This window comes from Streptomyces sp. NPDC096048, assembly GCF_044763415.1.
GTDB lineage: Bacteria > Actinomycetota > Actinomycetes > Streptomycetales > Streptomycetaceae > Streptomyces.
This window is the reverse complement of the sequence record NZ_JBIWGG010000005.1, coordinates 324,281-349,317: the sequence shown is the minus strand read 5'-3', so window position 1 is coordinate 349,317 and position 25,037 is coordinate 324,281. Positions and strand designations below refer to the sequence as shown.

Below are 25,037 nucleotides of genomic sequence, written 5' to 3'. Positions count from 1 at the left end.
CCGGCGGCGGTCAGTCGTCGTGTGCGGCGGTCTGTCGAGCGGTGCCCGGGCCGTCGGCCTCGGGACGTGGTGTCCGGCCCGGGCTCCTGAACCTCTCCAGCGTGCGGGTCAGACTCCGCAGCGGCGACACCTGTGGCGCCGCGGCGGGCGGGAGGCCGGCCGGGGCGGACGCGGCGGACTCCCGGTACGCGGCCAGGGCCTCGCCCGCGCGTTCGGCCGCCTCCCGGTACAGGTCCCGGGACCGCGTCATGGCCTCCAGCGCCTCGGCGTACATGGCCACCAGCCTGCGCTCGCGGTCCAGTTCCTCCGCCATGGTCAGCAGCCGCCAGTCCTCCCGCAGCGCGGTGAGGGCCTCCTCCGCTCCGTCCGGCAGCGGCCTCGGCAGCGCGGCGAAGGCCGTCACCGCCGCGATCAGGGCGGTGGGCTCGGAGCCGTCCAGGAACACGGAGCGGACGGAGAAGTCCGATGCGTCGTAACCGGCCGGGGGCGGGGAGCCGGGCAGCACCACGGCGCCGCCGCGCGGCACCTGGACGCCGAAGTCTTCCAGGGCCCAGTTGACCACCCGCAGCTGCTGCGGCGCGGCGCGGTGCTCGACCACACGGTGCCGCAGGCCGGGAGGCAGCCGGTCCGCCAGCGGCACCCGGCCGCGATGGTCGGGGGTCATCGCCTCGTGCACCACGACGTGGATGTTCCACGGGCCGCGCCCGGCCTCCTTCAGCAGCCGGCGCAGGGTCTTGTCGTCGTCGGGCAGGGTGTTGATGCCCCGCAGCCGCAGCCCCGTGGCGGCGTCGCGGTCCCAGGTGACGTCCGGGTCGTCGGGCCAGAACATCGTGGCGGGGGAGGGCCAGGCGGGATCCCAGGCCTCCTCGGCCTCCGCGAGCAGGGTCCACTCCTGCCCGCCGGCCGAACCGGCCGCCAGGACCAGTCTGGCCCGCACGGTGACGGCCCCTGCGGCCTTCCAGCGCGCCTCGAAGATCCGGTGGGCGGTGGCCTCGTCGCCCGGCTGCTCCTCGGCGGGCAGTTCCAGGAAGTCGTCGATGACGCGGCTGTCCTTCAGCCGCTGCAGGGTGTGCCGGACGGTGTCCTCCGCCGCGGAACCGACGTGGCGGCCGCGGGCGGCCCACACCGTGGGCGGAGTCGTGGGGCGTGCGGTGGCAGAGGTCGGCATGAGTCCATCGGGAGGCAGAGGCGGGGGCACGGACAGACGCAAGTATCGTCGCCGCAGGTCAGCGGAGAGCACCCGGGGTCCGCCGACCGGGCGTGCCGCGGCACGGTTCGCGGTGCGGCCGGGCGGCGTACGAGGTGCGCCGTGGGCGAGGGTGGACAGGAGCACGGCGACCGACCGTACGGCACGAGAAGGAGCGACCGATGAACCTCGACCTCGGCGGACGAACCGCGCTGGTGACCGGATCCTCACAGGGCATCGGAGCGGCGATCGCCGCCGGACTGGCCAGGGCCGGCGCCACGGTGGGCGTCAACGGACGCGACGCCGACCGCCTGGAGGAGAGCGTCGGGAAACTGCGGGCCGAGGTGCCGGCCGGGGCGTTCGTGCCGGTCGCCGCCGACCTCGGCACCGCGGAGGGCGCCGAGCGGGCCTTGGAGACGCTGCCCGACGTGGACATCCTCGTGAACAACCTCGGCGTGTTCGGCGCGGTGCCCGCGCTGGAGATCAGCGACGACGAGTGGCGCCGCTACTTCGAGATCAACGTCCTCGCGGGCGTCAGGCTGACGCGCGCCCATCTCCCTCGGATGAGGGAACGGGGCTGGGGCCGGGTGCTGTACATCGCGAGTGACTCGGCCGTCGTCGTGCCGGTCGAGATGATCCACTACGGCGTCTCCAAGACGGCACTGCTCGCCGTGAGCCGCGGCTTCGCCAAGGAGGCGGCGGGCAGCGGCGTCACGGTGAACTCCGTCATCGCCGGACCCACCCACACCGAGGGCGTCGAGGACTTCGTGTACCAGCTGGTCGACCGCGACCTGCCCTGGGACGAGGCACAGCGCGCCTTCATGCGCGAACACCGCCCGCAGTCGCTGCTCCAGCGGCTGATCGAGCCCGAGGAGATCGCCAATCTCGTGGTGTACCTGAGTTCGCCCCAGGCGTCCGCCACGACCGGCGCGGCCGTCCGCGTCGACGGCGGGTACGTGGACTCGATTCTCCCGTAGTCACTCTCCCGGGCTCGTGGTCACTCTCCCGGCGCCGCGCGCCGCCGGTCCGCCTCGTCCCAGGCCCGGGTGTCGCGCGGCTCCACGTACGGCTCGTCCTCGGGCGGGTGGCCGCCGTCGATCACACGCTGGCGGGCGAGTTCGGCGTCGAACTCGAGGCCTAGCAGGATGGCCAGGTTCGTCACCCACAGCCACACCAGGAAGATGATGACACCGGCCAGGGTGCCGTACGTCTTGTTGTACGAGCCGAAATTGGCCACGTAGAACGCGAAGCCGGCCGAGGCGACCAGCCAGATCAGCAGGGCGAGGAAGCTGCCCGGCGAGATCCACTTGAAGCCCTTGACCCGGGCGTTCGGGGTGGCCCAGTACAGGATCGCGATCATGGACGTGACGAGCACGACCAGCACCGGCCACTTGGCGATCGACCACACGGTCAGCGCGGTGTCACCGACGCCGAGCGCGGTGCCCACCTGCTGGGCCAGGCTGCCGGTGAACACGACGATCAGCGCGCTGACCACGGCGAGCACCAGCAGCACCACGGTCAGGGCCACCCGCAACGGCAGCACCTTCCACACCGGGCGCCCCTCGGGCACGTCGTAGACCGCGTTCGCCGCGCGGATGAACGCGGCCACATAGCCGGACGCCGACCAGATCGCGCCGACCAGGCCGACCACCGCCAGCACGGAACCCAGCCCGGACTTGGCCTGCAACTGTTCGACCGCGTTGGTGATGACGTCCCGTGCGGCCCCGGGCGCCAGCTTCTGGATGTTGTCGAGCACCTGCTGGGTGGCGGACTGCCCGGCGATCCCCAGCAGGGAGACCAGCACCAGCAGGGCCGGGAACAGCGACAGGATCCCGTAGTAGGTGAGGGCGGCGGCGCGGTCGGTCAGCTCGTCGTCCTTGAACTCGGCGATCACGCGCCGCAGCAGCGAGAACCACGAGCGCTTCGGCAACTCGGTGGGGGAGTCCGGAGCGGCGCTCTCGGTGGAGGCGTCCGGTCCGTACTCCCCGGGCGCCGTCTCGTCCGTGGTGTCGTCCTTCGGGTGCTTCCCGCGATGGGGAAGATGCAGTCGGGCCATGGACCCCGGGTTGCCCGTCTCGGCGTACCCACGCACCCGTGCGCGGGAAGCGCGCCCGGTGTGCGGCCGCCACCCGAGACCGCGCCGTTCACTCGTGGTCCGGGGCGGCGCGCCGTCCCCACACTGGTCGGCGCGGACAGGTCCCGCCCGCCATCCGCGTCGGGGCGGGCCTGCCCGCGCCAACCTCTCGCCCGACGGGCCCGCGCACGGTCGAAATACAGCAGTATGCCGGAGCGCGCGCACGTTCCTCTGGAAAATGCCAAAGCGCTCACCAGATGCGTGCACTTTCCGTAGTCTCGGCGTCACGTTCGCGGTACAGCCGTGCGGGGAGAGGGGATCCGGCGTGCCCGGAATCGACGAGAGTCTGCTGGAAGCCATGCGGCTGCCCGGCGCACGGGGCGCGTCCCTGGTCGACTGGATCAGCGGGCTCGCCCTGGGCGCCGTCGGCGAGGCGCCGGGCGGCGACTGGGAGGCGACCGCGGCGGAGACCGCGGAACTGGCCCGGTACGTCGCGGAGAGCGGCTCCCTCGCAGCGGTCGGCGCGCCCGGCACCGCGGGCGCCCCCCGACCCGCCGTCGCGCCGGAGAAGGAACCGCCGGTCGAGGACATGATCGCCACCACCGCCGACGCCTATCACCTGCTCAGGTTCGTCAGCACTCCGTTCGACAGCACCGTCTTCCTCCACCTGTGGCTGGACCGCAACGACGGAAACCTCGCCCTGGCGCGCATCCGGCTGTCCGAGATGGCGGATCGTCTGGTGCTCGGATGACCAGGGTGACGACCACCTGGACCACGCACGAGACGACGTCGGCGGCCCTGGGCGCGCTCGCGGCAGAGGGGGCGACCGGCGCCCTGTCGGGCGAGCGGGGCATCGTCTACCTCGCGGCGGGCCGGGTCGTGCACGTGGAGTCCGCCTTCACCCCGGACCTCGGCGCGCTGCTCACCCGCAGCGGCGCCGTCGCGCCGGACGGCTGGTGGGACGCGGTCGACCGCGGCGGCACGCAGGCCCGGGTCGGACACCGGCTCGTGGACAGCGGCCGGCTCGCCGCCGGGGCGCTGGAGGTCTGCCACCTGGGCGCCCTGTTCGACGCCGCGTACTTCGTCCTCGCCCACGACACGCGCGCCCACCGCTTCCGGCCCGGCGCGGTGCACTGGCTCGGCGCGGTCCGGTCCGTACCGGTGGACGTCGTCGTCCGCGAGTGCGGACGCCGGCGCGCCCTGCTGGACCGCATCTGGCCGGACCCCGACATCGACACCGTCCCCCTCACACGGGTGCCCGACGCGGGCGCCGCCGGCCTGCCGGTACGGCGCAGCCGGACCCTCACCCAGGTCGACGGTGTCCGCACCGCGGCGGAGATCGCCTCGGCGCTCGCCTGCCGCACGTACCACACCCTCGTCGAACTGCGCCGCCTGGCCGCCGACGGCCTCGTCGCCGCCACGCCGCCCGCCCACGTCCCCGTCGCGCCGGGCCCGGGCCCCCGCGACGTGGTGTGGGACGACCCGGACACGGCCCTGCTGCGACGGCTTCGAGACGCCTTGGAGGCCCTGTGATACGCGCGCGTCGACAGCGTGCCGAAAGGAGACTGCTCATGGCCGTCGAGAGCGACGTCCTGGACGAACTGCACCGACTGCGCAACCGCGTGCCCCAGTTGACCGGATCGCTCGCGGCCACCGTCGACGGGCTCGTGCTGGCCCACGACGCACCGGGCACCGAACCCGAGGGCCTCGCCGCGCTCACCGCCGCCGCCCTCGGCGTCGCCCAGCGCATGGCCGACGCCACCTCGCGCGGCGGGTTCCGGGAACTGCTGCTGCGCGGGACCGACGGCTACGTCGCGACCTACGCGGCCGGTCCGGCCGCCGTGCTCACCCTGCTCGCCGACGGCCGGGTCAACGTGGGCCGGCTGCACCTGGAGGGCCGGCGCAGCGGCGCCCGGATCGGGGAGCTGGTCGTCGACCGCATCGGCCAGGACCGGGGCCGCCCCTCGGCCGCCGAACACGACACGACGCCTCTCGGGGAAGCGGCCCGCCCGATCGGCACCCTGCCGGTGCGCACCCCGCAGCGGCCCACACACCGACCGAGTCCCCAGATCGGCGGCCAACGCCGGCCGACCTGATCAACCGAGCACTACCGATCACGTACCGATCACGTCCGGAAAGGAACCCACGCATGGCCAACCTGGAGACCTCACTCAAGGAATGCCTCAGCTCCATCGACGGAGCGAAAGCCGCCGCGCTGGTCGACTACACCAGCGGGATGGCCCTCGGCACGCTGGGCGGCACCAAGGACTTCAATCTGGAAGTCGCCGCCGCCGGCAACACCGACGTCGTGCGGTCCAAGCTGCGCACGATGGAGCACCTCGGCCTGAAGGAGGAGATCGAGGACATCCTGATCACCCTGAGCACCCAGTACCACATGATCCGCCTGCTCAAGGGCCGTGGCAGCAACGGGCTCTTCCTCTACCTCGTGCTCGACGCGAGCCGCGCCAACCTGGCGATGGCCCGCCACCAACTGCGCCGGATCGAGACCGAGCTGGAGGTCTGAACCGGCCACCGCACAACCGGCGCGGGCCCGGCGGGAGTTGCTCCCGCCGGGCCCGCGCCGGTCACCGAGGCTCAGGCGCCGCTCTCCCGGAGCATGTCCTCGCGCTCGACCAGCTTCACGCGCTCGCGTCCCTGCGGCTCGCCCAGCGCCTTCTCCGCGGCGTCGAGCTTGTACCAGCCGTCCCAGGTGGTGAAGCGGACGTTCCGCTCGGCGAGGAAGGCGTCCACGGCCTCCGGAGCGGGCGAGACGGGAGTCTGCAGCCGTCCGTTGGCGAAGTCGTCCAGCAGGTTGGACACCGTCTCGTTGGCGTCGCCCTTGGTGTGGCCGATCAGACCGACCGGGCCGCGCCGGATCCAGCCGGTGACGTAGGTCGACTGCAGGTGCTCGCCGGACTCCTGGATCACCCGGCCGCCCTCGTCCGGGACCGTGCCCGAGTCGATGTCCCAGGGCAGCTTGGGGAGCTGGTCGGACAGGTAGCCGACGGCCCGGTAGACCGCCTGGACATCCCAGTCCTTGAACTCGCCGGTGCCCTTGACGTTGCCGGTGCCGTCCAGCTCGGTGCGCTCGGTGCGCAGGCCGACGACCTTGCCGTCCTCGCCGAGGATCTCCGAGGGCGACTCGAAGAAGTGCAGGAACAGCTTGTGCGGCCGGTCGCCGACGTCGCGGATCGCCCAGTTCTCCAGGGTCTTGGCGACCATGTCGGCCTGCTTGTTGCCGCGCCGGGTGGCGATCGAGCCCTCGTCGTAGTCGATGTCCTCGGGGTCGACGATGACCTCGATGTTGGGGGAGTGGTCCAGCTCCCGCAGCTCCATCGGGCTGAACTTCGCCTGCGCCGGGCCGCGGCGGCCGAAGACGTGGACCTCCAGCGCCTTGTTGGCCTTGAGGCCCTCGTAGACGTTCGGCGGGATCTCGGTCGGCAGCAGCTCGTCCGCCGTCTTGGCGAGGACGCGCGCGATGTCCAGGGCGACGTTGCCGACGCCGAGCACGGCGACCTTCTCCGCCTCCAGCGGCCAGGTGCGCGGGAAGTCGGGGTGGCCGTCGTACCAGGCGACGAAGTCGGCGGCCCCGTACGAGCCGTCGAGCTCGATGCCGGGGACGGAGAGCGCCCGGTCCGCCGTGGCGCCCGTGGCGAAGATCACACCGTCGTAGAAGGCGCGCAGATCGTCCAGGCTGACGTCGGTCGGGTAGTCCACGTTGCCGAAGAGACGGATCTGCGGCTTGTCGAGCACCTGGTGCAGGGCCGTGATGATGCCCTTGATCCGCGGGTGGTCGGGGGCGACGCCGTACCGGATCAGGCCGAACGGGGCGGGCATGCGCTCGAAGATGTCGATGGAGACACCGGGGTCGGCGGCCACCTCGGACTTGAGCAGGGCGTCGGCCGCGTAGATTCCGGCGGGGCCGGATCCGACGATGGCTACCCGCAGGGGGCGGGGCATGTTCAGGTTCCCTTCGAGCGGCAACAGATCGACTCTCCGGGAAGCCTAAGCTAAGGGAAGCCTAAGTCGGTACGCGGGTCCGGTCTATGAGGCCATAAGGGCGGCTTATGGGTTCTCATGGTTCGACTTTGCGACCCCGGCGGCCCGGGTTTGAACCCCGGGGGACGGGTGACGCAGGCGTGAGGCGCGGCGAACGCGTACCGCGTCCAGCCTCACGAGGGGAGCCCGCGTGCACCGTCCGGACGGCCACCCGGATCCGAACCGGTGGCGGGCCCTCTGGGTGACCCTGGTCGCCGGATTCATGACCCTGCTGGACGTGACGATCGTCGCCGTCGCCCTGCCCTCCATGCAGCGAGGGCTGCACGCCTCGGCGGCGTCCGTGCAGTGGGTCGTGTCCGGCTACGCCCTCGCCTTCGCCCTGACCCTGGTGACGGCCGGCCGGATCGGTGACACGTTCGGCAGGCGCCGCGTCTTCCTCGTCGCGCTGGCCGCCTTCGTGCTCTGCAGCGCCGCGGCGGGGGCCGCGCCGGGCATCGAACTGCTGGTGGTCGCCCGGCTCGCCCAGGGGGTCGCCGCCGGCAGCCTCGCACCGCAGAACTCGGCACTGATCCAGCAGATGTTCCGCGGCGCGGAGCGCGGGCGCGCGTTCGGGCTGTTCGGAGCCACCGTGGGGGTGTCCAGCGCCGTGGGGCCGATCATCGGAGGGGTGATCCTGGCGCTGGCGGGCCCCGAGGGCTGGCGATGGATCTTCTACGTGAACGTGCCGGTCGGCGTTCTCGCCCTCCTGCTCGGCTTCCGCCTGCTGCCCCGGGCGGCCCCCGGCGGCCGGGGGCGGCTGGACCCGATCGGGGTGGCGCTCCTCGGGGCCGGGATCCTGGCCCTCATGCTGCCGCTGGTCCTCGCCGAGGGTGGCGGGGTGGGCAGGGTGTGGTGGCTGTTCCCGGTGGGCGTGCTCGTCCTGTTCGTCTTCGTACGGTGGGAGCGCCGCGTCGCCCGTCGCGACGGGCAGCCGCTGCTGGAACCCGGGCTGTTCACCGAGACCCGCGGCTACGTCACGGGCGCGGGCCTGGCCGCTCTGTACTTCGTCGGGTTCAGCGGCGTGTGGCTCGTGTTCGCGCTCTTCTTCCAGAACGGGCTGGGCTTCTCACCCCTCATGTCCGGCCTGGCGGTGACCCCGTTCGCCGTGGGCTCCGCCCTGGCCGCGGCCGTGGCGGGGCGGCTGGTCGACCGGCTGGGGCGGTCGCTGACGGTCTGGGGGCTCGTCGCCGTCATGCTGGGACTCGGCGCGACCGCGATGGTGCTCTGGCTCGCGCCCGCCGACCGGGCGGCCTGGATCGCGGCCCCGGCGCTGCTGGTCGGCGGGCTCGGCAGTGGCTGTGTGATCTCCCCGAACATCACGATGACGCTGCGGGACGTCCCGGTGCGGATGGCGGGCGCCGCCGGGGGCGCGCTGCAGACGGGGCAGCGCCTCGGCGGCGCCGTGGGCACCGCCGCGCTGCCGGGGCTGTTCTACCTGACGCTCAACGCCACCCGCGGCGACTACCGCGAGGCCGTGGCCCTGTCGGTCGGGTCGGGGGTCGCCGTCATGCTGTGCGCGCTGACCGTCGCGGTCCTCGACTGGCGACGGGACCGCTCCGAGAGCGCCGGACGCTGCCCGTCGGAGGCGCCCCACGGCCATACCCACGCGGGGCAGGGCTGAGACGCTCCCGACACGACGGCGTACCGGCCCGGCGCGCTCAGCGGCGCTTGCCGAACTTTCGCAGCATCTGCTGGGCCTGCGCGCGGCGGCGGGGGTCCGAGGCGGCCCGGCGCACCTGCTCCGTCGCCCTGCGGCCCTGCGGGCTGCGCGCGAAGCGCTTGATCCGGTCCAGCATTCCGGCCATGACGTTCCTCCGAGTCGACGATGGTCCTGCTTGTCCGTCCTCCTACCCCGCGGCCCTCCGCTCACCCCGGCGGCCGTCGCCGGGTTTGATCCCGCCGTCACGGGCGACCCGCTGTGCAGGACATCGGAAGCGAACCCCGTGAGGTGAGCAGTTGTGGCCGGCAATCAGAAGTCCAAGGCCAAGATGGAGCAGGCCGAGGGGAAGGCCAAGGAAGCGGCCGGCCGGGCCGTCGGCAACGAGCGGATGACCGCCGAAGGACGCGCCGAGCAGTCCAAGGGCGACGCCCGGCAGGCCAAGGAGAAGGGCAAGGACGCGTTCCGGCACTGACTCCGGAACCGACGGGCGGCACACGGGCCGCGGAACCCGGCACAGGCCGGTTCCGCGGCCCGCGCCGTGCCGGTGGGGCCGCCTCTGGGGGACGCGGGGGTCAGCCGATGTGGTACGCGTCCCCGTACACGTGCCAGTCCAGCGGCGGGTCGAGGTCCAGGTTGCCCTCGCGCAGGAAGACGCGCTGCGCGGTGTCGACCCGGCTGGTGTCGCTGTGCGCCTCCTCCTGCCTCATGGCCCACACCCGTGCGTCGAGGAAGGCGTGCAGGTACGTCACCTCGTCGCCGCCCCGGGCCGGGGGCCGGGCCCGGCCGAGGGCCCGGTCCCGGATGCTGCCGAAGCTCGCCGAGTCGCCGCCGTCGCCGTGCATGACGATCGCGTCGTAGTACGCGAACTGCCCGAGCGTCCGCAGCCCGTCCGCCTTCGCCCGCCGTACGGCCGGACCGAAGTAGACGCGGTCGCGCGCGTGGTCCTGCGCCCGGCGGAACTCCGGGTCGCGGGCGGCCCGGCGCCAGTCGCCGGGGAAGCCGGGGTCGAGCCCCTCGTGCGAGTCGGAGCCGTCGACCTCGCGCAGCGCCGGCAGGTAGCGCGCGAGCACGTTGCCGGGGCCGCGGTCGGTTTAGCGCTCCACCAGGTCGAGCATGTCGCCGGTGCCGGAGCAGAAGCCGATGATGCCGGCGGTGTAGCCGCGGCCGTCACCGATGTCCTCGATGTACTGGTACTGCGCCTTTCAGTCGAGCGAGGAGTTCTCCGCGCTCGACACCAGCCGCATGGCGATGTCCTTCTTCGCCGGGTCGTCCAGCCCCGCCGCGCGCACGGGTGTCGCCGTGGCGCGTGAGGGGCTGATGAGGGGGACTGCCGCCAGGGACGCACATGCCATGGCGAGCACGGTACGGCGCGAGGGGCCTGACGGGCGCGCCGGGTCGGGGGGCGGGTGCCTCACGGGATCTCCAGGTGATGGTGGGGGGTGGAAGTACCGGGCACTGATAGGAAAGTTTCCTACCAGAAAATCGGCCCGCTGGGCACCCACCGTGCGCGGTATCGGTACGGAGCGAGGGCGGACGCCCGAGTCCGTCAGGGCACCGGCTGTTCCGCCCAGATGACCTTCCCGCCCGGCGTGTAGCGGGTGCCCCAGCGCTCCGCGAGCTGCGCGACGAGGAACAGTCCCCGCCCGCCCTCGTCCGTCATGGCCGCGTAGCGCAGGTGGGGCGAGGTGCTGCTGCTGTCGAAGACCTCGCAGACCAGGCTGCGGTCGCGCAGCACCCGGACATGGACGGTCTCGCCGCCGTACCGGATCGCGTTGGTGACCAGCTCGCTCAGGATCAGCTCCGTCGTGAACGCCAGCTCGTCCAGCCCCCACTCGGCCAGTCGCCGGGTGACCTGGGCGCGTACCTCGCCGACCGCCGCCGGGTCGTTCGGCACCTGCCACTCGGCGACCCGGTCCGGACCGAGCGCGTGGGTGCGGGCGACGAGCAGGGCGATGTCGTCGCCCGGCCGGTCCGGAAGCCGGGCGTCCAGGACGGTCCGGCAGGTCTCCTCGGGCGACTCGCCGGCCGTCTCCAGCGCCTGGCGCAGGTGTTCGAGGCCGACGTCGATGTCGTGCTCCCGGTCCTCGACGAGCCCGTCGGTGTACAGGACCAGCCGGCTGCCCTCCGCCAGGCGCAGCTCGGTCGTCTCGAACGGCAGGCCGCCCAGGCCCAGCGGGGGCCCCGCGGGCACCTCGGGGAACTCCACACCTCCGTCCGGCCGGATCAGCGCGGGCGGCGGGTGGCCCGCCCGCGCGATCACACAGGTGCTGGAGACCGGGTCGTAGATCGCGTAGAGGCAGGTCGCGCCGGTGACCGGGGCGGTACCGTCGTCGGCCTCGTCCTGGTCGATGCGGCCGACCAGCTCGTCCAGCAGACCGAGCAGCTCGTCGGGCGGCAGGTCGAGGGCGGTGAAGTTGTGCACCGCCGTCCGCAGCCGCCCCATGGTGGCCGCGGCGTGCAGTCCGTGGCCGACGACGTCACCGACCACGAGCGCCACCCGGGCACCCGACAGCGGCAGCACGTCGAACCAGTCCCCGCCGACCCCGGCCTGCGCGGGCAGGTACCGGTAGGCGATGTCCAGGGCGTTCTGCTCGGGCATCCTGCGGGGCAGCAGACTGCGCTGGAGGGTCACCGCCATGCTGTGTTCGCGGGTGTAGCGGCGCGCGTTGTCGATGGAGACCGCGGCGCGCGCGACCAGTTCCTCGGCGAGCACCAGCTCGTCCTCGTCGAAGGGCTCGGGCTTCTCCGAACGCCAGAAGCTGACCACCCCGAGCACCAGGGTGCCCGCGCGCAGCGGTGCGGTGATCAGGGAGTGGACGCCGTACTCCACCACCTGCGCCGAGCGTTCGAGGTCCTGCGCCTGCCAGCCCCGGGCCTCGCCGAGGCGGGGCTCCAGCACGGGCCGGCCGGTCTGCAGGGAGCGGCCCTGCGGAGAGGAGGTGACGAAGCGGATCTGACGCCCCACGGGGTAGAGCGGGACCTCTTCACGGATGCCGCCGAGCGCGGCGCGGCGCAGCGGGGTCACGCCTCCCGGCTGGCCGCCGGCCAGCACGGTGTCGAACAGGTCCACGCTGACGTAGTCCGCGAACCTGGGTACGGCCAGCTCCGCCAGCTCCTCGGCGGTACGGGTGACGTCCAGGCTCGTGCCGATGCCCACGCCGGCGGCGTACAGGATGTCCAGGCGTTCCCGGGCGGTTTCGGCCCGGCCGGACAGGGCGCGCAGCTCCGTGGAGTCGCGGAGCGTGGCGACGCTGCCCGCCGGGCCGCCCCGTACGTCCGTGGGCCGCTGGTTGACCGCCAGCAGCCGGTCCTTGACCAGGTGCACCTCGTCGGTGGCGACCCGTCCGGAGGCGAGCAGCTCCGCCGTGTCGTCCGGGAGCCCGAGGTCGAGGACGTGTCGTCCCTCCGCGTCGTCGGGCAGGTCGAGCAGGCGCTGTGCCTCGTCGTTGGCGAGCAGCAGCCTGCCCTCCCCGCCGGCGATGAGCACGCCCTCCCGGACGCTGTGCAGGACCGCGTCGTGGTGTTCGTACATCCGGGTCATCTCGTGCGGTCCCAGGCCGTGCGTCTGGCGCAGCAGCCGCCGGCTGACGAGCGCCGTGCCCGCCGTCGCCAGGGCCAGCCCGACGCCCGCCACGATCAGCACCAGAGGCAGCTGCCGGTCGGCGGCGCCGCCCACGTTCTCCGTGGTGATGCCGGCCGACACCAGGCCCACGACCGTCCCGTCGGGCGCCTCGACGGGCACGACGGCCTGGACCAGCGGGCCGATGGTCCCCTCGATCTCCTCGGTCACCGTCTCCCCGGCCAGCGCGGGGGCGATGTTCCCCACGAACTCCTTGCCGATGCGGTCGGGCTTGGGATGGGTGTAGCGGATGCCGTCGGTGTTCATGACGACGACGAAGTCCACGCCCGTCGCCTTGCGCACCGCCTCGGCCCGGGGCTGGAGCAGCTCCGTGGGGTCGGGAGCGCGCAGGGCCTCGCGGATGCCGGGGGAGTTCGCGAGCGTCGCGGCCACGGCGACGGACCGGTTGCGGGCCTCGACGGTGCTGTCGTGCCGTACCTGGAGCACCAGCGCGATGGCCGCGGCCACGACGAGCAGCAGCACGATGACCACGTTCATGGCGAAGACCTGGCCGGCGACGCTGCGTCCGGACATGGCCGAGCGCAATGCCGCGGCGCGCCGCCGCCCTCCCTTGCCCGTCCCCCGCCGCGACCGGTCCGCGTCGCGCAGATGCCGGGCGAGCGGGCCGCTGGGACGACGGGGTGACCGCTCTCCCGATCGACCCATCAGTCGGACCATGTGCCCATGTCTACACTGCCGGGCCCGAGGAGGCGAGGGGCACTCCCGGTGAACGGAGGGGCCCACCGGACCGGGCCCGGAGCGGCCCTCACCGGGGATTCCCGTGCCGGTGGCGGCGGGTGGCGAGCAGCAGGGCGATGTCGTCGGGACGGTCCGTGGCGTGGCGGGCGGTGACGACGATCCGGTCGGCGACGCCCGCCAGCGAACGGCTTCCCGGCCGTGCGGCGGGCGCACCGGCCCTGGCCAGGGCCAGCCGCAGGGCGGTGATGCCGTCGTCGATGTCGGTGCCGGGCCGCTCCACCAGCCCGTCCGTGTAGAGGGCGAGGACGGCGCCGGGCTCGACGCGGAACTCCGTCAGCGGGTACGGCGCGCCGGGGTCCACACCGAGCACCACCCCGCCGGGCAGGTCCAGTGCCTCGGTGCGTCCGTCCGGGTGGCGCAGGAGCGGCGGCGGGTGCCCCGCGCGGGCCGCGCACGCCTGTCCGGTGGCCGGGTCGAGCCGGATGTAGCAGCAGCTCGCGAACAGACCCGGGTCCAGATCGGTCAGCAGGTGGTTGACGCCGCTCAGCACCTCGTCGGGCGGACGGTCGCCGAGGGCGAAGGCGCGCACGGCGCTGCGCAGTTGCCCCATCGTGGCCGCCGCCTGCACACCGTGCCCCTGCACGTCGCCGATGACCAGGGCCATGCCGCTCCCGGAGGCGACGACGTCGTACCAGTCGCCGCCCACGTCCATGCCCTGGGTCCCCGGCAGATAGCGCCCCGCGGTCTCCAGCAGGGGATGTACGGGCAGCCGGCGGGGGAGCAGGGCCCGCTGGAGTCCGCGGGCGAGCGCGGTCTCGGTCTCGTAGCGCCGCGCCTTCTCCATGGCGTGGGCGATCACGCCGGCGAGGGCGGTGAGGACCGCGCGTTCCTCGGTGCCGAAGCCGCGGGCACGGTCGAAGCCGAGGATGCAGGAGCCGACCGGTCGTCCGGAGGCGATCAGCGGCAGGAAGGCGCGGGCGCCCTCCGTGGCGTCCAGCGGGATGCCCGGGTACGCGGCGGCCAGTGCCTGCATCGAGTCGAAGAAGAGCGGCCGGCCGCTGGTCAGCGTCTCCACCCCGGGCAGCCGGGCATCCAGGGCAACCCCCTCGAAAGGCGCGAGGAAGCCCGGCGGGAAGCCGGTCTCCCAGGCCAGGTACAGATGCCGGTCCTGGAGCAGGTAGAGGGCGAGCCGGCGGCCCCCGAACGCCGGCAGCAGCTCCCGCACGACCACGGCGGCCACCTGGCGGGCGGTGACCGCCTCGGTCAGGGCCACGGCCAGGACGATCGGGCGGTACACGGGCGCCGCCGTGGCGACGACGGCCGGGCCGGGATCGCCGGTGTTGGACGCCGTCTGCGGTGCGCCGTGCTCGGGCGTGAGACCGGCGGACGCGTCGGCCACCCGGTTGGCGGGGCGGAGCGTGCCCGTCAGGAAATCCGGACCGGGATGCATGGAGACGGCGAGCCAGTCCCCTTCGTAGGGCTGCGGCGTGGTCCGGAGGCTGCCGTCGGGCGGGCGCCGGACATGGAAGTGGACCGGCTCGGGCGACAGCAGGGCACCGCGCAGATGATCCTCGTAGGCCGCCTGGTCCAGCCAGGGCACGGCCTCCCACAGGGAGTGGCCGAGCAGCCGCGCCCGGGGCTGCCCCAGCAGCGCGGCGGCGCGCGGATTGGCGTAGACGATCGTGCCCAGCCGGTCCACGCAGAACACGCCGTCCGGAAGCAGGTCGGCGGCCGCGTCCGCCACGGCGCCGGCGGACGTGTCGCGTACGACGCCGCGCACCGGGCCGCCGACGGGTGGCGCGGCCTGCGGTTTCCACAGCTCCACCAGGAGCAGCGCACCGTCCGCGGCGCGTACGTGCAGGGGCAGCGGGGGAGGCCGGCCGGCGGCCGTCTGACGCAGCGCCGCGGCGAGCCGGTGCCCGTCGTCGGGCGCCAGGGCGTCGGTGAGTGTGCCCAGTGACGTGGCGGCGGGTACGCCGGTGAGCGAGTCGGCGGCGGGTGCGTTGGTGGCCGCGGCCACGCCGAGCAGGTCGCACAGCGGTCCGTCGACGGTGACGGCACCCGAGGCCGGATCCCAGGCGAAGCTTCCGGCACGCGCCGCGTGTCGTGCGGCCGGGGGCGGCCTCAGGCACAGCGGTTCGCCGTCCCAGACGACCGGCGGGGCGCCCGGGTCCTCGTCCAGCCGTTCCAGGGCCGAGCCGAGCTCCTGCGCCAGCCGCTCCATCCGGTCGAGGCCGTCCAGCGCCTCCGCGGTGTCGGAGGCGGAGGGGCGCAGGACGGTCAGGACGCCGTACGTCCCCGCCGCGCCGGTGACGGGCACGTACAGGGACCCGAACGGGAACGGCAGACCGGCCGCGAACTGCGGATACCGGCGCATCGTCTCCGTCGCGTTGGGCAGCACCACCCGGACGCCCAGCCGATAGGCGTCGGCGACCGGGAACGGGCTGTCGGAGTGCAGTCGCCACCAGGGCCGGAACAGTGGCCCGGGCAGTCCGGCGAGGACGGCCAGCCGCAGCAGGCCGGGGGTGCGCGAGCGCAGGTAGATCCCGCCCACACGGCCGTCGGTCGCGCCGACGGCCTGGGCGCAGGCGTCGATCAGCAGCGCCGCCAGCCGCCCGGGCATGCGGTCTGCGTCCTCGGCGCCTGCACTCATCGGCCCCACCTCGTCCGTGCGCCGTCACGCGGGCGACACAGCAAGAATGCGCCACGACACCCGGGTCGCGCACGCGGTCGGGCCGCACGGGTGACCGCGACGGGCGTCGACTCGTGGAAGGGATCGTCGGGCAACCCGGCCGTGCCCGTCGCGGACCGGGACGGCGTCCTTACCGGCGCTCCCGGCCCGGACCTGTCCGAAGAACGGCGCGTCCGGCGGAAGTTGGGGCAAAGGGATCGTGGAATCCGCCCCGGTGCGTATCGTGAAGGGCCGGGGACATGTGCTCCCCCTAGTCGGACCCGGACCGGACGGTGAGGCTCTGTATGACTCCGGCGCACAGACCCGATGCCACGGACGCCTCGGTCGTGTCCACGGCGGTGGAGTTCAGGGGAGGATCGGCGATGATCCCGGCCTCCCGGGACGTCGTGCACGGATTCGTCGCGCGACTGGGCGAGAGGGGCGTGGACCTGGCCGACAGCTTCCCGGACGCCGCCCGCCTGGTCGCCAGCGAGCTGGTGACGAACGCGCTCCGGCACGCGCCCGGTCCCTGCCGCCTGGAACTGACCCTGCTGGACGACGGAGTGGAGATCGCGGTGTCGGACACGGGGGACGCGTTCCCCACGTTCCTGCCCCGCGATCCCCTACGGGTCGGCCGGCACGGTCTGGAGATCGTGACCCGCCTGTGCGACGAGGTCATCACCAAGCCGCACGCGACGGGGAAGACGGTGTACGCGCGCCTGCCGCTGCGCTGACCCGGGTCAGGCCGCGAGGGCCTGCTCGACGGTCGGGTAGCAGCCGATGAGTGTGTCCACGCCGACGAGCTGCAGCACGCGCTCGACGGCGTGCTGCGGTGCGGCGAGTCGCAGCCAGACGCCGCGGGACTCGGCGGCCCGGTGCGCGGAGATGAGCACGTTTATGCCGCTGGAGTCCAGGAAGGCCACCTCGCCGAAGTCGACCACCGTGCCCGGCGCCGTCTGCACACAGGACAGCAGGACGTCGTGGAGCTGACTGCTGCCGTCGAGATCGACTTCTCCGGCGAGCAGGACGAGGCTGACGCCGTCGCCCGTGGTGGTACGGGTGATCAGCAGCCGCTCCGGTACCGCAGCTCCCTCGATGTCCGCCACGCTTCCCTCACTTCTCGCATATGCCCGGCCGTCGTCGGTGGCTTGATGCTAAGGCTCTTGGAGGCTCGCGGGGGCCACTTGCGCAGACCGGCTGCGCCCGGACCGGCCGTCGAGCGCTCGACGCGCGCGACGGCGCTCCTCTGACTACGGTCGAATGGTGGTGGCTCACACATTCGAAGAGCTCGTGCACAAGCGTCGCGCGGCGGACCTGGCCCGGCACCGGGTCGAGGAGCTGCGGGACTCGTACGGGCCTCCCACGCAGCATCGGTGGACCCAACGGCAGTCCCATACGTACGAGACCGCCGTACGGGCCTGGCGCGACCTGGACAGGGACGCGCAGACCGCGATGACGGAGTACGTCAAGGAGGGGGGTCAGTCCCGGCACAAGCTGGAGGCGAAGGTCCGCAAGGCCGTCCAGGACGGCGGACAGGGCACCTGACCGGCCCGCGACGGGACCGGCACCGGACCGGCCGTTGTCCGCAGGCATGCGTCTGCGGAGTCGGTGCGGGGCCGGGTCGGCAACCGGCGGGCCCGGCAACCGGCGGGCCCGGCACCGGGCGGGCCCGGCGCCGGGCGGGGCCGGCGCCGGGCGGGGTCGGCACAAAGCCGGGCCGGCATCCGACCCGGCCGGTACCGGTTCGGGCCGGGTTTCAGTCCCGTCGGGCCGTGGTCTCGCCGAGGAGGCCGCGCGCGGTCTCCAGGGCCGCCGCCCGGTCCTCGGGTACCAGCCCGATGCGGGTGCGGCGGTCGAGCAGGTCGGCCTCGTCCAGGGCTCCCTCGTGGCGCAGCGCCCAGAGCAGCTCGGCCCCGGTGACGGGGTGGTCCGGGAGGACGCGCTCGCCGAGCCGGGGGTCGCGGTCGGCGAGCGCCTGCACGGCCGGTGCCTCGGTGCCGTAGCGCCGCACCAGGCGGCGCGGCGCCCGCAGCGCGGCCAGGGCGTGCGGTGCGGCGGCGCCGACCAGCGGCAGCGCGGCGGTGGGGGACGGGCCGGCGCCGAGGCGGCGGGCGGCGACGGCGGCGTCCACGGCGTCCTCGGCCATGCGGCGGTACGTGGTGAGCTTGCCGCCGACCACCGTGATCACGCCCTCGGACGAGGTGAGCACGGCGTGCCGGCGCGAGACGTCCGCCGTGCGGGCCCCGCTGCCGGGCCGGTCCTCGGACGTGGTGTCCAGCAGGGGGCGCAGGCCCGCGAAGGCGCCCACCACGTCCTCCCGGTGGACCGGCACGTCCAGCACGGAGCCGAGCACGTCGAGCAGGAAACCGACGTCGGTCTCGGGCACCTCGGGCACGTCCGGGATCCCTCCGTCGACGGGCTCGTCGGTCAGGCCGACGTACACGCGGCCGTCGCCCTGGGGCAGGACGAGGACGAAGCGGTTGGTCTCCCCGGGGACCGGCACGTGCAGGCCGGCGGGCAGCGGGCCGAGCCGGTCGGAGCGCATGACCAGGTGCGTGCCGCGGGAGGGCCGGACCCGGATGCCGTCCACGAGGTCACCGGCCCACACGCCGGAGGCGTTGACCACCGCTCGGGCACGGATCACGCCCTCCTCGCCGGTGAGCTCGTCGCGTATCCGGGCGCCGGACGAGGCCAGCTCCAGGGCCCTCACCCGGGTCAGTATCCGGGCACCGCGCGCGGCGGCGGTCCGGGCGAGCGCGGTCACCAGCCGGGCGTCGTCGGTGAGCCGTCCGTCCCAGGACAGCAGGCCGCCGCGCAGCCGGTCGGAGCGCAGCGCCGGCGCGAGGTGGCGGGCCTCCACGGCGGACAGCCGGCGTGGCGCGGGCAGCGTGGCCCGGGCGGTGCGCGCCGCCAGCCGCAGGGTGTCGCCGGCCCGGAACCCGGCCCAGGCCAGGGCGGCCTGACCGCGGGAGACCATGGGCGTCAGCGGCAGCACGAACGGCTGCGCGCGCACCAGATGGGGTGCGGTGCGCTCCATGAGCACACCGCGCTCCACCGCGCTCTCGTGGGCGACGTCGAACTGGGCGGAGGCGAGGTAGCGCAGGCCGCCGTGGATGAGCTTGGAGCTCCAGCGTGAGGTGCCGAAGGCCAGGTCGTGGGCGTCCACCGCGACGACGCTCAGCCCGCGGGCCGCGGCGTCCAGGGCCGCGCCGGCGCCGGTGGCGCCGAGACCGACGACCAGGACGTCCACGACGGGGCCGCCGACGGTGTCGGTCAGCTCGCGCGAGCGCCGCCCGGCGGACAGGGAGGCCCCGGCGGCGGGGGCGCTGCTGACGGTGCTCATGGTGTGAGGGTCCTCTCCAGGATCGTGCGCAGCTCCCCGAGGAAGGCCGCGGGGGTCAGCTCGGCGTCGTCCTCGTCGGTCATGGTGCGCAGCGACAGCGCGAAGGACTGGACGATCAGCAGCACGGAGCGTGCCTGCCGCCCGGTGTGGGCCGGGCGCACCGACCCGTCGGCGTGGCCCTCGCCGAGCGCCTCGGCCAGCAGTCCCAGCAGGGCCTCCTGGCTCGCCCCGCGCCGGTCGAGGACGTAGGGCAGGAGCAGTTCGGGGTCGACGTCGACGATCTTGCGGAAGAGCGGATGAGCGCGGAACGCCTCCACCCCGGTCACGAGCCCTTCGACGATGCGCGGGCGCGTGTCCACCCCCGGCCCGGGCTCGGGGATGGCGCCGGTGGCCACCGCGATCCACTCGCGGGTCATCAGGTCGCCGACCAGGGTCCGCACGTCCGGATAGCGCCGGTACAGCGTCATCCGGGAGACGCCGGCGCGGCGGGCGACGTCGGTCATCGTCGTACGGCGGACCCCGACGGCCAGGACGCAGTCGCGCACGGCGTCCAGCACCGCGTCGTTGTCCGAGGTGTTCGGTCGGCCCGAGTTGTTGTGACGAATAGGCGTCATGTGTAACAGTGTAACGCCAGTGGGGCCGTGCGGACGGCGTCCCGCCCGTATCCCGGCGGCGTCCCGAAGGCACCTCCCCGAACCGACCGTGAGGACGACAGGCAATGGACATGCTGTGGAACGGCTGGGGCGACCCGGCCCGGGCGACCCCGCTGCCCGACACGGTGACCGGGCTGCTGCGCGAGCTGCTCGGCGTCAAGCCGCGCGACGCCGCCTCCGTCCCGCTGGAGGAGATCGACGTACCCGCCTCGCCGCTGGACGAGGCCGCCCGCCGCGCGCTGGAGGCCGCCGTCGGCGACCGCGCGGACGGCGTGTGCACGGACGCGGTGACCCGCGTACGCCACACCCGCGGCAAGTCCACCCCCGACCTCCTGCGCATGCGGACCGGCGACACCGCCGACACCCCGGCCGCCGTCGTCCTCCCGGACGGCCACGACGAGGTGCTCGCCGTACTGGAGGCCTGCGCCGCGCACGGTCTGACCCTCGTCCCGTTCGGCGGCGGCACCTCCGTGGTCGGCGGCCTCGCCCCCGGCCGCGACGGCGCCTTCGTCGCCCTCGACCTGCGCCGCATGAACCGCCTGCTCGACCTCGACGAGGTCTCCCGGACCGCCACGCTGCAACCCGGCCTGCGCGCCCCCGAGGCGGAGGCGCTCCTCGCCGAGCACGGCTACACCCTCGGCCACTTCCCCCAGTCCTACGAGTGGGCCACCATCGGCGGCTTCGCCGCGACCCGCTCCAGCGGACAGGCCTCCGCCGGATACGGACGCTTCGACGAGATGGTCCTCGGCCTCACCCTCGCCACCCCCGAGGGCACCCTCGACACGGGCCGCGCCCCGCGCTCGGCGGCCGGCCCCGACCTGCGCCAGTTGGTGCTGGGCTCCGAGGGCGCCTTCGGCGTCATCACCTCCGTCACCGTGCGGGTGAAGCCGGTGCCGCGGGTCCGCCGCTACGAGGGCTGGCGCTTCGCCTCCTTCGACGAGGGCGCCGCGGCCCTGCGCCGGCTCGCCCAGGACGGCCCGCGCCCCACGGTGCTGCGGCTGTCCGACGAGACGGAGACGCTGATCGGCCTCGCCCAGCCCGACGCCATCGGTGCCGCACTCGACCGGCAGGACGCCGGATGCCTGGCCGTCGTCGGCTTCGAGGGCACCGAGGAGGACACCGCGCGCCGCCGCGACGGCGCCGCCGCCGTACTGCGCGACAGCGGCGGCACCTTCGCCGGCCAGGAACCGGGGGAGCGCTGGGCCCACGGCCGTTACTCGGCGCCGTACCTGCGCGACTCCCTGCTGGACGCCGGGGCGCTCGCGGAGACCCTGGAGACGGCGACCTACTGGTCCCGCCTCCCCGCGCTGTACGCCGCCGTCCGTGACGCGCTCACCGGCACCCTCACCGAGGCCGGCACCCCGCCGCTGGTCATGTGCCACATCTCGCACGTCTACGAGAACGGCGCCTCCCTGTACTTCACCGTCGTCTCGGCCCAGGGCGACGACGTCCTGGCGCACTGGGCCCGGGCCAAGCACGCCGCCAACGAGGCGATCCTCGCCGCGGGCGGCACCATCACCCACCACCACGGCGTCGGCACCGACCACCGCGACTGGTACGTCCGGGAGGCGGGCCCCCTCGGCGTCGAGGCCCTGCGCGCCGTCAAGCGGACCCTGGATCCCGCCGGACTCCTCAGCCCGGGCGTCCTCCTGCCCGAGGACTGACCCCGCACGACAGCGCGCAGCGACCCCGTGGGACAACAGTCCGGCACCACCCGTCAGCCCGGAGGCACATCGATGCGACAGTTCACCGCCGTCGTCAACCCCACCGCGGGCGGCGCCACCTCGGCCGCCGCGCTGCTCGGGGTGGCGCGGCTGCTGCGGGAGGCGGGGGCGGAGCTGGAGACGGAGTACAGCAGCAGCCTCGCGCACGCCCGGGAACTCGCCCGGCACGCCGGGGAGCGGGGCCGGGTGGTGCTCGCCGTCGGCGGCGACGGGATGGCCGGCGGGATCGGCGGCGCCCTCAGCGGCACCGGGGCCCTTCTCGGCCTGGTCCCGGCGGGTCGCGGCAACGACTTCGCCCGCGCGCTGGAGCTGCCCACCGAGCCCGCCGCCCTCGCCGAGGTGCTGCTGCGGGGCGAGGCGCGCCCCGTGGACACCATCGAGGTCACCTCGGCCGTCCACGACCGCACCGTCGTGCTCGGCAGCGTCTACGCCGGGGTCGACGCGCTCGCCAACCACCACGCCAACCACGCGCGCCTGCTGCGCGGCACCGCTTCCTACTACGCCGGTGCACTGCGCGCGATCACCACCTGGCGTCCGACGCGCTACCGCGTCACCGTCGACGGCGAGGAGCACGCGTTCACCGGCTACACCGCCGTGGCCGCCAACTCCGGCTACTACGGGTCCAACCGCCTCATCGCACCTTCCGCCCGGGTGGACGACGGCCTGCTGGAGGTCGTGATGATCCACCACGCGCCGCGGCGGCTCTTCTTCGCCCTCATGAACGAGCTGGGCTCGGGCGCCCACGTCCGCAGGCCGCAGGTGCGCGTCCTGCGGGGCCGGGAGATCCGCATCGAGGCCGACCGGGCGATACCCTACGGCGCCGACGGAGAGGTCGAGGCCGTCGTCCCCGTCACTGCGAGAGTGCTGCCGGGGGCGCTGCGCGTCCTGTGCCCAACACGCGACTGAGCACGCCGCCGGGCCGGCCACCGACTTCGGCGACCGGCCCGGCGGGTACGCGGATCAGCCGCGGGGCGTGGTGAAGCGTTCCCACACCCGGTGGGCGCCCATCAACTCCGTGACCTGCTCCAGGGCCGCGGTGCCGGACGCCGCGACGACCACGCCGGCGGCGTCGGCGGGCACCCCCGACGCGTCGAGCGCGGCCTCGCCGCCCGCCCACACGCCGATCGCCTTGCCGTGCCGGTACGCCTCCGACACCAGCAGGCTCACCCGCGGGTCGATCGTCCCCGGCCGTGCGGGCGGCGGAGTGGCCTTGTAGTCCCGCGGGGTGTGGGCGTCGCCGCCCATGTCGGGCGTCCCCGCCACCAGAACGGCGTCGAACTCGACGGACCGTGCGGTGACGTAGCTGCGCTGCACGGTCAGCGCCCCGTCGCCCGCGCCGATGGTGCCGCCGGTCGGCGCCACGACCAGCGGCACCATGCCGGCGTTCAGCACCGCCTCCCGTACGGCCGTCACGCCCTCCAGGTCCGCGCCCCCGGTGACGATGCCGACGACCCGGCCGTCGAGGGGCCAGGTCCCGCCGACCTGGGACAGCGCCGGGCTGGGCTCGACGTCGGCCAGTGGCACGGTCGGTGCCGGGGCGGGCAGGCCGAGACCCTCGGCGACGCCCGCGCAGAGCTCCGGGTCGATGTTGGCCAGGACCTGGAGGGTCCGCTCCCTGATGGCCTGTTCGTAGCACTTGCCCAGCTCGAAGGTGTAGGCCCCGATGATGTGCTCGCGCTCCACCGGGCTCATGCTCAGCCAGAAGCGGCGCGGCTGACTGAAGTGGTCCGCGAACGACTCCGGCGCCTGACGGACCTTGGTCGCCTCCGGGACCCGGACCGGCGCCTCGACGAAGGCACTCATGTCCGCCCCGGCGGTGAACGGGCAGCCGCCGTCGAGGGAGTTGGGCCGGTAGGGCGCCACGCCCCGGTGCACGGCCGTCTGGTGCATGCCGTCGCGCAGCATGTCGTTGACCGGAGCCTGGGGGCGGTTGATGGGCAGCTGCGGGAAGTTGGGGCCGCCCAGACGCGTGATCTGCGTGTCCAGGTACGAGAACAGCCGCCCCGCGAGCAGCGGGTCGTCGGTGACGTCGATGCCGGGGACGAGGTGGCCGACGTGGAAGGCGATCTGCTCGGTCTCGGCGAAGAAGTTCGACGGGTTCCGGTTCAGGGTCAGCAGTCCGACCGGCTGCACCGGAGCCAGCTCCTCCGGGACGATGTTCGTCGGGTCCAGCAGGTCGATGCCCTCGAAGGTCTGCTCCGGGTTGTCGGGGAAGGTCTGGATGCCCAGCTCCCACTGCGGGTACGCGCCCGCCTCGATCGCGTCGGCGAGGTCCCGGCGGTGGAAGTCCGGGTCGATGCCGTTGATCATCTGTGCCTCGTCCCACACCAGGGAGTGCACGCCAAGCTTGGGCTTCCAGTGGAACTTGACCAGCGTGGTCTCGCCCGCGGCGTTCACCAGCCGGAAGGTGTGGACGCCGAAGCCCTCCATCATCCGGTAGGAGCGCGGAATGCCCCGGTCGCCCATGAAGAAGATGGTGTGGTGCGTCGCCTCGGTGTGCATCGAGACGAAGTCCCAGAAGGTGTCGTGCGCGCTCTGCGCCTGCGGGATCTCCCGGTCGGGGTGCGGCTTCGCGGCGTGCACGACGTCCGGGAACTTGATGGCGTCCTGGATGAAGAAGACCGGGATGTTGTTGCCGACCAGGTCGAAGACGCCCTCGCTGGTGTAGAACTTCGTCGCGAAACCGCGGGTGTCCCGCACCGTGTCCGACGACCCCCGCGAGCCGACCACCGTGGAGAACCGCGTGAACACCGGCGTCTCCACGTCCGCGGCGAGGAACCCCGCCTTGGTCACGGAGGCCGCCGTGCCGTAGCTCTGGAAGACCCCGTGGGCGCCCGCGCCCCGGGCGTGCACCACGCGCTCCGGGATGCGCTCGTGGTCGAAGTGCATGATCTTCTCGCGCAGGTGGTGGTCCTGCAGCAGCACGGGCCCGCGCGGCCCGGCCTTCAGCGAGTGGTCCGTGTCGTACAGCCGGGTGCCCTGAGCGTTCGTCAGGTAGCTGCCGGACTGCGCCACCCGGGCCTGGTCGGCTCCCGTGGGCTGACCGGTCGGCGACACGGTGTCCGGACCGCTCTGGTCCGGCTTCGGGGGCAGCGGCTCCCGGGGCTCGGTGGGCTCGGCGACGGGGGGCGACTCGGGGCCGGGCTTACCGGGAATACCGTCCGCCGGTCCGCCACCGTCGCCCTGCAGGCTCTCGGTGACCTTGTGGGCTACCCGCTTGAGGGGGTTGGCCTCGCTCATCAGCCTCTTTCTCCGTTCTGGGCGGGCCGCTGCACGCGGCCGGTCGTGTTCGAGTACCGACTGCCGTGATGGGCCGTGACCGCGTACCCAGCGAGCGGGACTCAAGGCATGGGCGCGGGGGAACGGAGCC

Annotated in this window: 21 protein-coding genes and 1 pseudogene; 11 read left to right on the top strand and 11 right to left on the bottom strand. The window is 73.8% G+C overall.

Annotated features, from left to right (window positions below; genetic code table 11):
* Positions 1 to 10: 10 nt before the first annotated feature.
* Positions 11 to 1,168, bottom strand: a complete 1,158-nt coding sequence (locus tag ACIQ6R_RS15785) for a hypothetical protein (protein ID WP_404221735.1) — start codon at positions 1,166 to 1,168, stop codon at positions 11 to 13.
* A 200-nt stretch (positions 1,169 to 1,368) separates the two neighbouring features.
* Here ACIQ6R_RS15785 and ACIQ6R_RS15780 point away from each other — a divergent pair, with 200 nt between their 5' ends.
* Entirely contained in the window at positions 1,369 to 2,163 is a 795-nt protein-coding gene (locus ACIQ6R_RS15780) for an SDR family NAD(P)-dependent oxidoreductase (protein WP_404221733.1), read from the top strand.
* A gap of 20 nt (positions 2,164 to 2,183) precedes the next feature.
* Here ACIQ6R_RS15780 and ACIQ6R_RS15775 read toward each other — a convergent pair whose 3' ends face one another.
* Positions 2,184 to 3,242 (bottom strand): YihY/virulence factor BrkB family protein, encoded by a 1,059-nt coding sequence (locus ACIQ6R_RS15775; protein ID WP_404221731.1) that lies wholly within the window; start codon positions 3,240 to 3,242, stop codon positions 2,184 to 2,186.
* A 343-nt stretch (positions 3,243 to 3,585) separates the two neighbouring features.
* Here ACIQ6R_RS15775 and ACIQ6R_RS15770 point away from each other — a divergent pair, with 343 nt between their 5' ends.
* From ACIQ6R_RS15770 to ACIQ6R_RS15755, 4 genes are read left to right on the top strand one after another with little or no spacing between them, the layout of a single operon-like run.
* Positions 3,586 to 4,011, top strand: coding sequence for a hypothetical protein (locus tag ACIQ6R_RS15770; protein WP_404221729.1), 426 nt, complete (start codon positions 3,586 to 3,588; stop codon positions 4,009 to 4,011).
* Positions 4,008 to 4,793 carry a hypothetical protein gene (locus ACIQ6R_RS15765; RefSeq protein WP_404221727.1) on the top strand — a complete coding sequence of 262 codons (786 nt, stop codon included), beginning with the start codon at positions 4,008 to 4,010 and terminating at the stop codon, positions 4,791 to 4,793. Before ACIQ6R_RS15770 ends, ACIQ6R_RS15765 begins: the two co-directional genes overlap by 4 nt.
* Positions 4,794 to 4,831: 38 nt before the next feature.
* A complete protein-coding gene (locus tag ACIQ6R_RS15760; protein ID WP_404221725.1) occupies positions 4,832 to 5,356 on the top strand; it encodes a roadblock/LC7 domain-containing protein in 525 nt (174 codons plus the stop codon).
* Positions 5,357 to 5,409: 53 nt separating this feature from the next.
* The gene (locus ACIQ6R_RS15755) at positions 5,410 to 5,784 is read left to right on the top strand and encodes a hypothetical protein (RefSeq protein ID WP_404221723.1); all 375 of its coding nucleotides are present in this window, start codon (positions 5,410 to 5,412) and stop codon (positions 5,782 to 5,784) included.
* 71 nt (positions 5,785 to 5,855) lie between these two features.
* Here the strand turns inward: ACIQ6R_RS15755 and ACIQ6R_RS15750 are convergent, their stop codons facing one another.
* A complete protein-coding gene (locus ACIQ6R_RS15750; protein WP_404221721.1) occupies positions 5,856 to 7,220 on the bottom strand; it encodes an FAD-dependent oxidoreductase in 1,365 nt (454 codons plus the stop codon).
* A gap of 229 nt (positions 7,221 to 7,449) precedes the next feature.
* Between ACIQ6R_RS15750 and ACIQ6R_RS15745 the strand changes: the two genes are divergently transcribed.
* On the top strand, positions 7,450 to 8,919 hold the full coding sequence (locus ACIQ6R_RS15745; protein ID WP_404221719.1) for an MFS transporter: 1,470 nt from the start codon (positions 7,450 to 7,452) through the stop codon (positions 8,917 to 8,919).
* 37 nt (positions 8,920 to 8,956) lie between these two features.
* Here ACIQ6R_RS15745 and ACIQ6R_RS15740 read toward each other — a convergent pair whose 3' ends face one another.
* Positions 8,957 to 9,103: a hypothetical protein gene (locus ACIQ6R_RS15740; protein ID WP_121745416.1), complete on the bottom strand. Its 147-nt coding sequence runs from the start codon at positions 9,101 to 9,103 to the stop codon at positions 8,957 to 8,959.
* 153 nt (positions 9,104 to 9,256) lie between these two features.
* Here ACIQ6R_RS15740 and ACIQ6R_RS15735 point away from each other — a divergent pair, with 153 nt between their 5' ends.
* Positions 9,257 to 9,430, top strand: coding sequence for a CsbD family protein (locus ACIQ6R_RS15735; protein ID WP_079160684.1), 174 nt, complete (start codon positions 9,257 to 9,259; stop codon positions 9,428 to 9,430).
* A gap of 100 nt (positions 9,431 to 9,530) precedes the next feature.
* On the opposite strand, the pseudogene ACIQ6R_RS15730 reads toward ACIQ6R_RS15735, so the two are convergent.
* The 3 genes and pseudogenes from ACIQ6R_RS15730 to ACIQ6R_RS15720 all read right to left on the bottom strand — a co-directional run bounded on the left by ACIQ6R_RS15730 (position 9,531) and on the right by ACIQ6R_RS15720 (position 15,929).
* Positions 9,531 to 10,373: pseudogene (locus ACIQ6R_RS15730) on the bottom strand (chitosanase).
* Between the two features lie 131 nt (positions 10,374 to 10,504).
* On the bottom strand, positions 10,505 to 13,111 hold the full coding sequence (locus ACIQ6R_RS15725; protein ID WP_404221717.1) for a SpoIIE family protein phosphatase: 2,607 nt from the start codon (positions 13,109 to 13,111) through the stop codon (positions 10,505 to 10,507).
* A 232-nt stretch (positions 13,112 to 13,343) separates the two neighbouring features.
* Positions 13,344 to 15,929, bottom strand: a complete 2,586-nt coding sequence (locus tag ACIQ6R_RS15720) for a SpoIIE family protein phosphatase (protein ID WP_404221715.1) — start codon at positions 15,927 to 15,929, stop codon at positions 13,344 to 13,346.
* A gap of 401 nt (positions 15,930 to 16,330) precedes the next feature.
* Here ACIQ6R_RS15720 and ACIQ6R_RS15715 point away from each other — a divergent pair, with 401 nt between their 5' ends.
* Positions 16,331 to 16,681 carry an ATP-binding protein gene (locus ACIQ6R_RS15715; protein WP_404221713.1) on the top strand — a complete coding sequence of 117 codons (351 nt, stop codon included), beginning with the start codon at positions 16,331 to 16,333 and terminating at the stop codon, positions 16,679 to 16,681.
* Between the two features lie 6 nt (positions 16,682 to 16,687).
* Here the strand turns inward: ACIQ6R_RS15715 and ACIQ6R_RS15710 are convergent, their stop codons facing one another.
* Positions 16,688 to 17,053: an STAS domain-containing protein gene (locus ACIQ6R_RS15710; RefSeq protein ID WP_404178410.1), complete on the bottom strand. Its 366-nt coding sequence runs from the start codon at positions 17,051 to 17,053 to the stop codon at positions 16,688 to 16,690.
* A gap of 184 nt (positions 17,054 to 17,237) precedes the next feature.
* Here ACIQ6R_RS15710 and ACIQ6R_RS15705 point away from each other — a divergent pair, with 184 nt between their 5' ends.
* Positions 17,238 to 17,492: a hypothetical protein gene (locus ACIQ6R_RS15705; protein WP_404178413.1), complete on the top strand. Its 255-nt coding sequence runs from the start codon at positions 17,238 to 17,240 to the stop codon at positions 17,490 to 17,492.
* Between the two features lie 211 nt (positions 17,493 to 17,703).
* On the opposite strand, the gene ACIQ6R_RS15700 is transcribed toward ACIQ6R_RS15705, so the two are convergent.
* Positions 17,704 to 19,290: a glycerol-3-phosphate dehydrogenase/oxidase gene (locus tag ACIQ6R_RS15700; RefSeq protein WP_404221711.1), complete on the bottom strand. Its 1,587-nt coding sequence runs from the start codon at positions 19,288 to 19,290 to the stop codon at positions 17,704 to 17,706.
* A complete protein-coding gene (locus ACIQ6R_RS15695) occupies positions 19,287 to 19,904 on the bottom strand; it encodes a TetR/AcrR family transcriptional regulator (protein ID WP_404221708.1) in 618 nt (205 codons plus the stop codon). The genes ACIQ6R_RS15700 and ACIQ6R_RS15695 overlap by 4 nt, the downstream gene beginning before the upstream one ends.
* 104 nt (positions 19,905 to 20,008) lie before the next feature.
* Here ACIQ6R_RS15695 and ACIQ6R_RS15690 point away from each other — a divergent pair, with 104 nt between their 5' ends.
* Together ACIQ6R_RS15690 and ACIQ6R_RS15685 are read left to right on the top strand one after the other, a co-directional pair.
* Positions 20,009 to 21,607 carry an FAD-binding oxidoreductase gene (locus ACIQ6R_RS15690; protein ID WP_404221706.1) on the top strand — a complete coding sequence of 533 codons (1,599 nt, stop codon included), beginning with the start codon at positions 20,009 to 20,011 and terminating at the stop codon, positions 21,605 to 21,607.
* Positions 21,608 to 21,679: 72 nt separating this feature from the next.
* Positions 21,680 to 22,573, top strand: coding sequence for a YegS/Rv2252/BmrU family lipid kinase (locus ACIQ6R_RS15685; protein WP_404221703.1), 894 nt, complete (start codon positions 21,680 to 21,682; stop codon positions 22,571 to 22,573).
* 54 nt (positions 22,574 to 22,627) lie between these two features.
* On the opposite strand, the gene ACIQ6R_RS15680 is transcribed toward ACIQ6R_RS15685, so the two are convergent.
* On the bottom strand, positions 22,628 to 24,907 hold the full coding sequence (locus tag ACIQ6R_RS15680) for a catalase (RefSeq protein WP_404221701.1): 2,280 nt from the start codon (positions 24,905 to 24,907) through the stop codon (positions 22,628 to 22,630).
* Between the last annotated feature and the right edge of the window lie 130 nt (positions 24,908 to 25,037).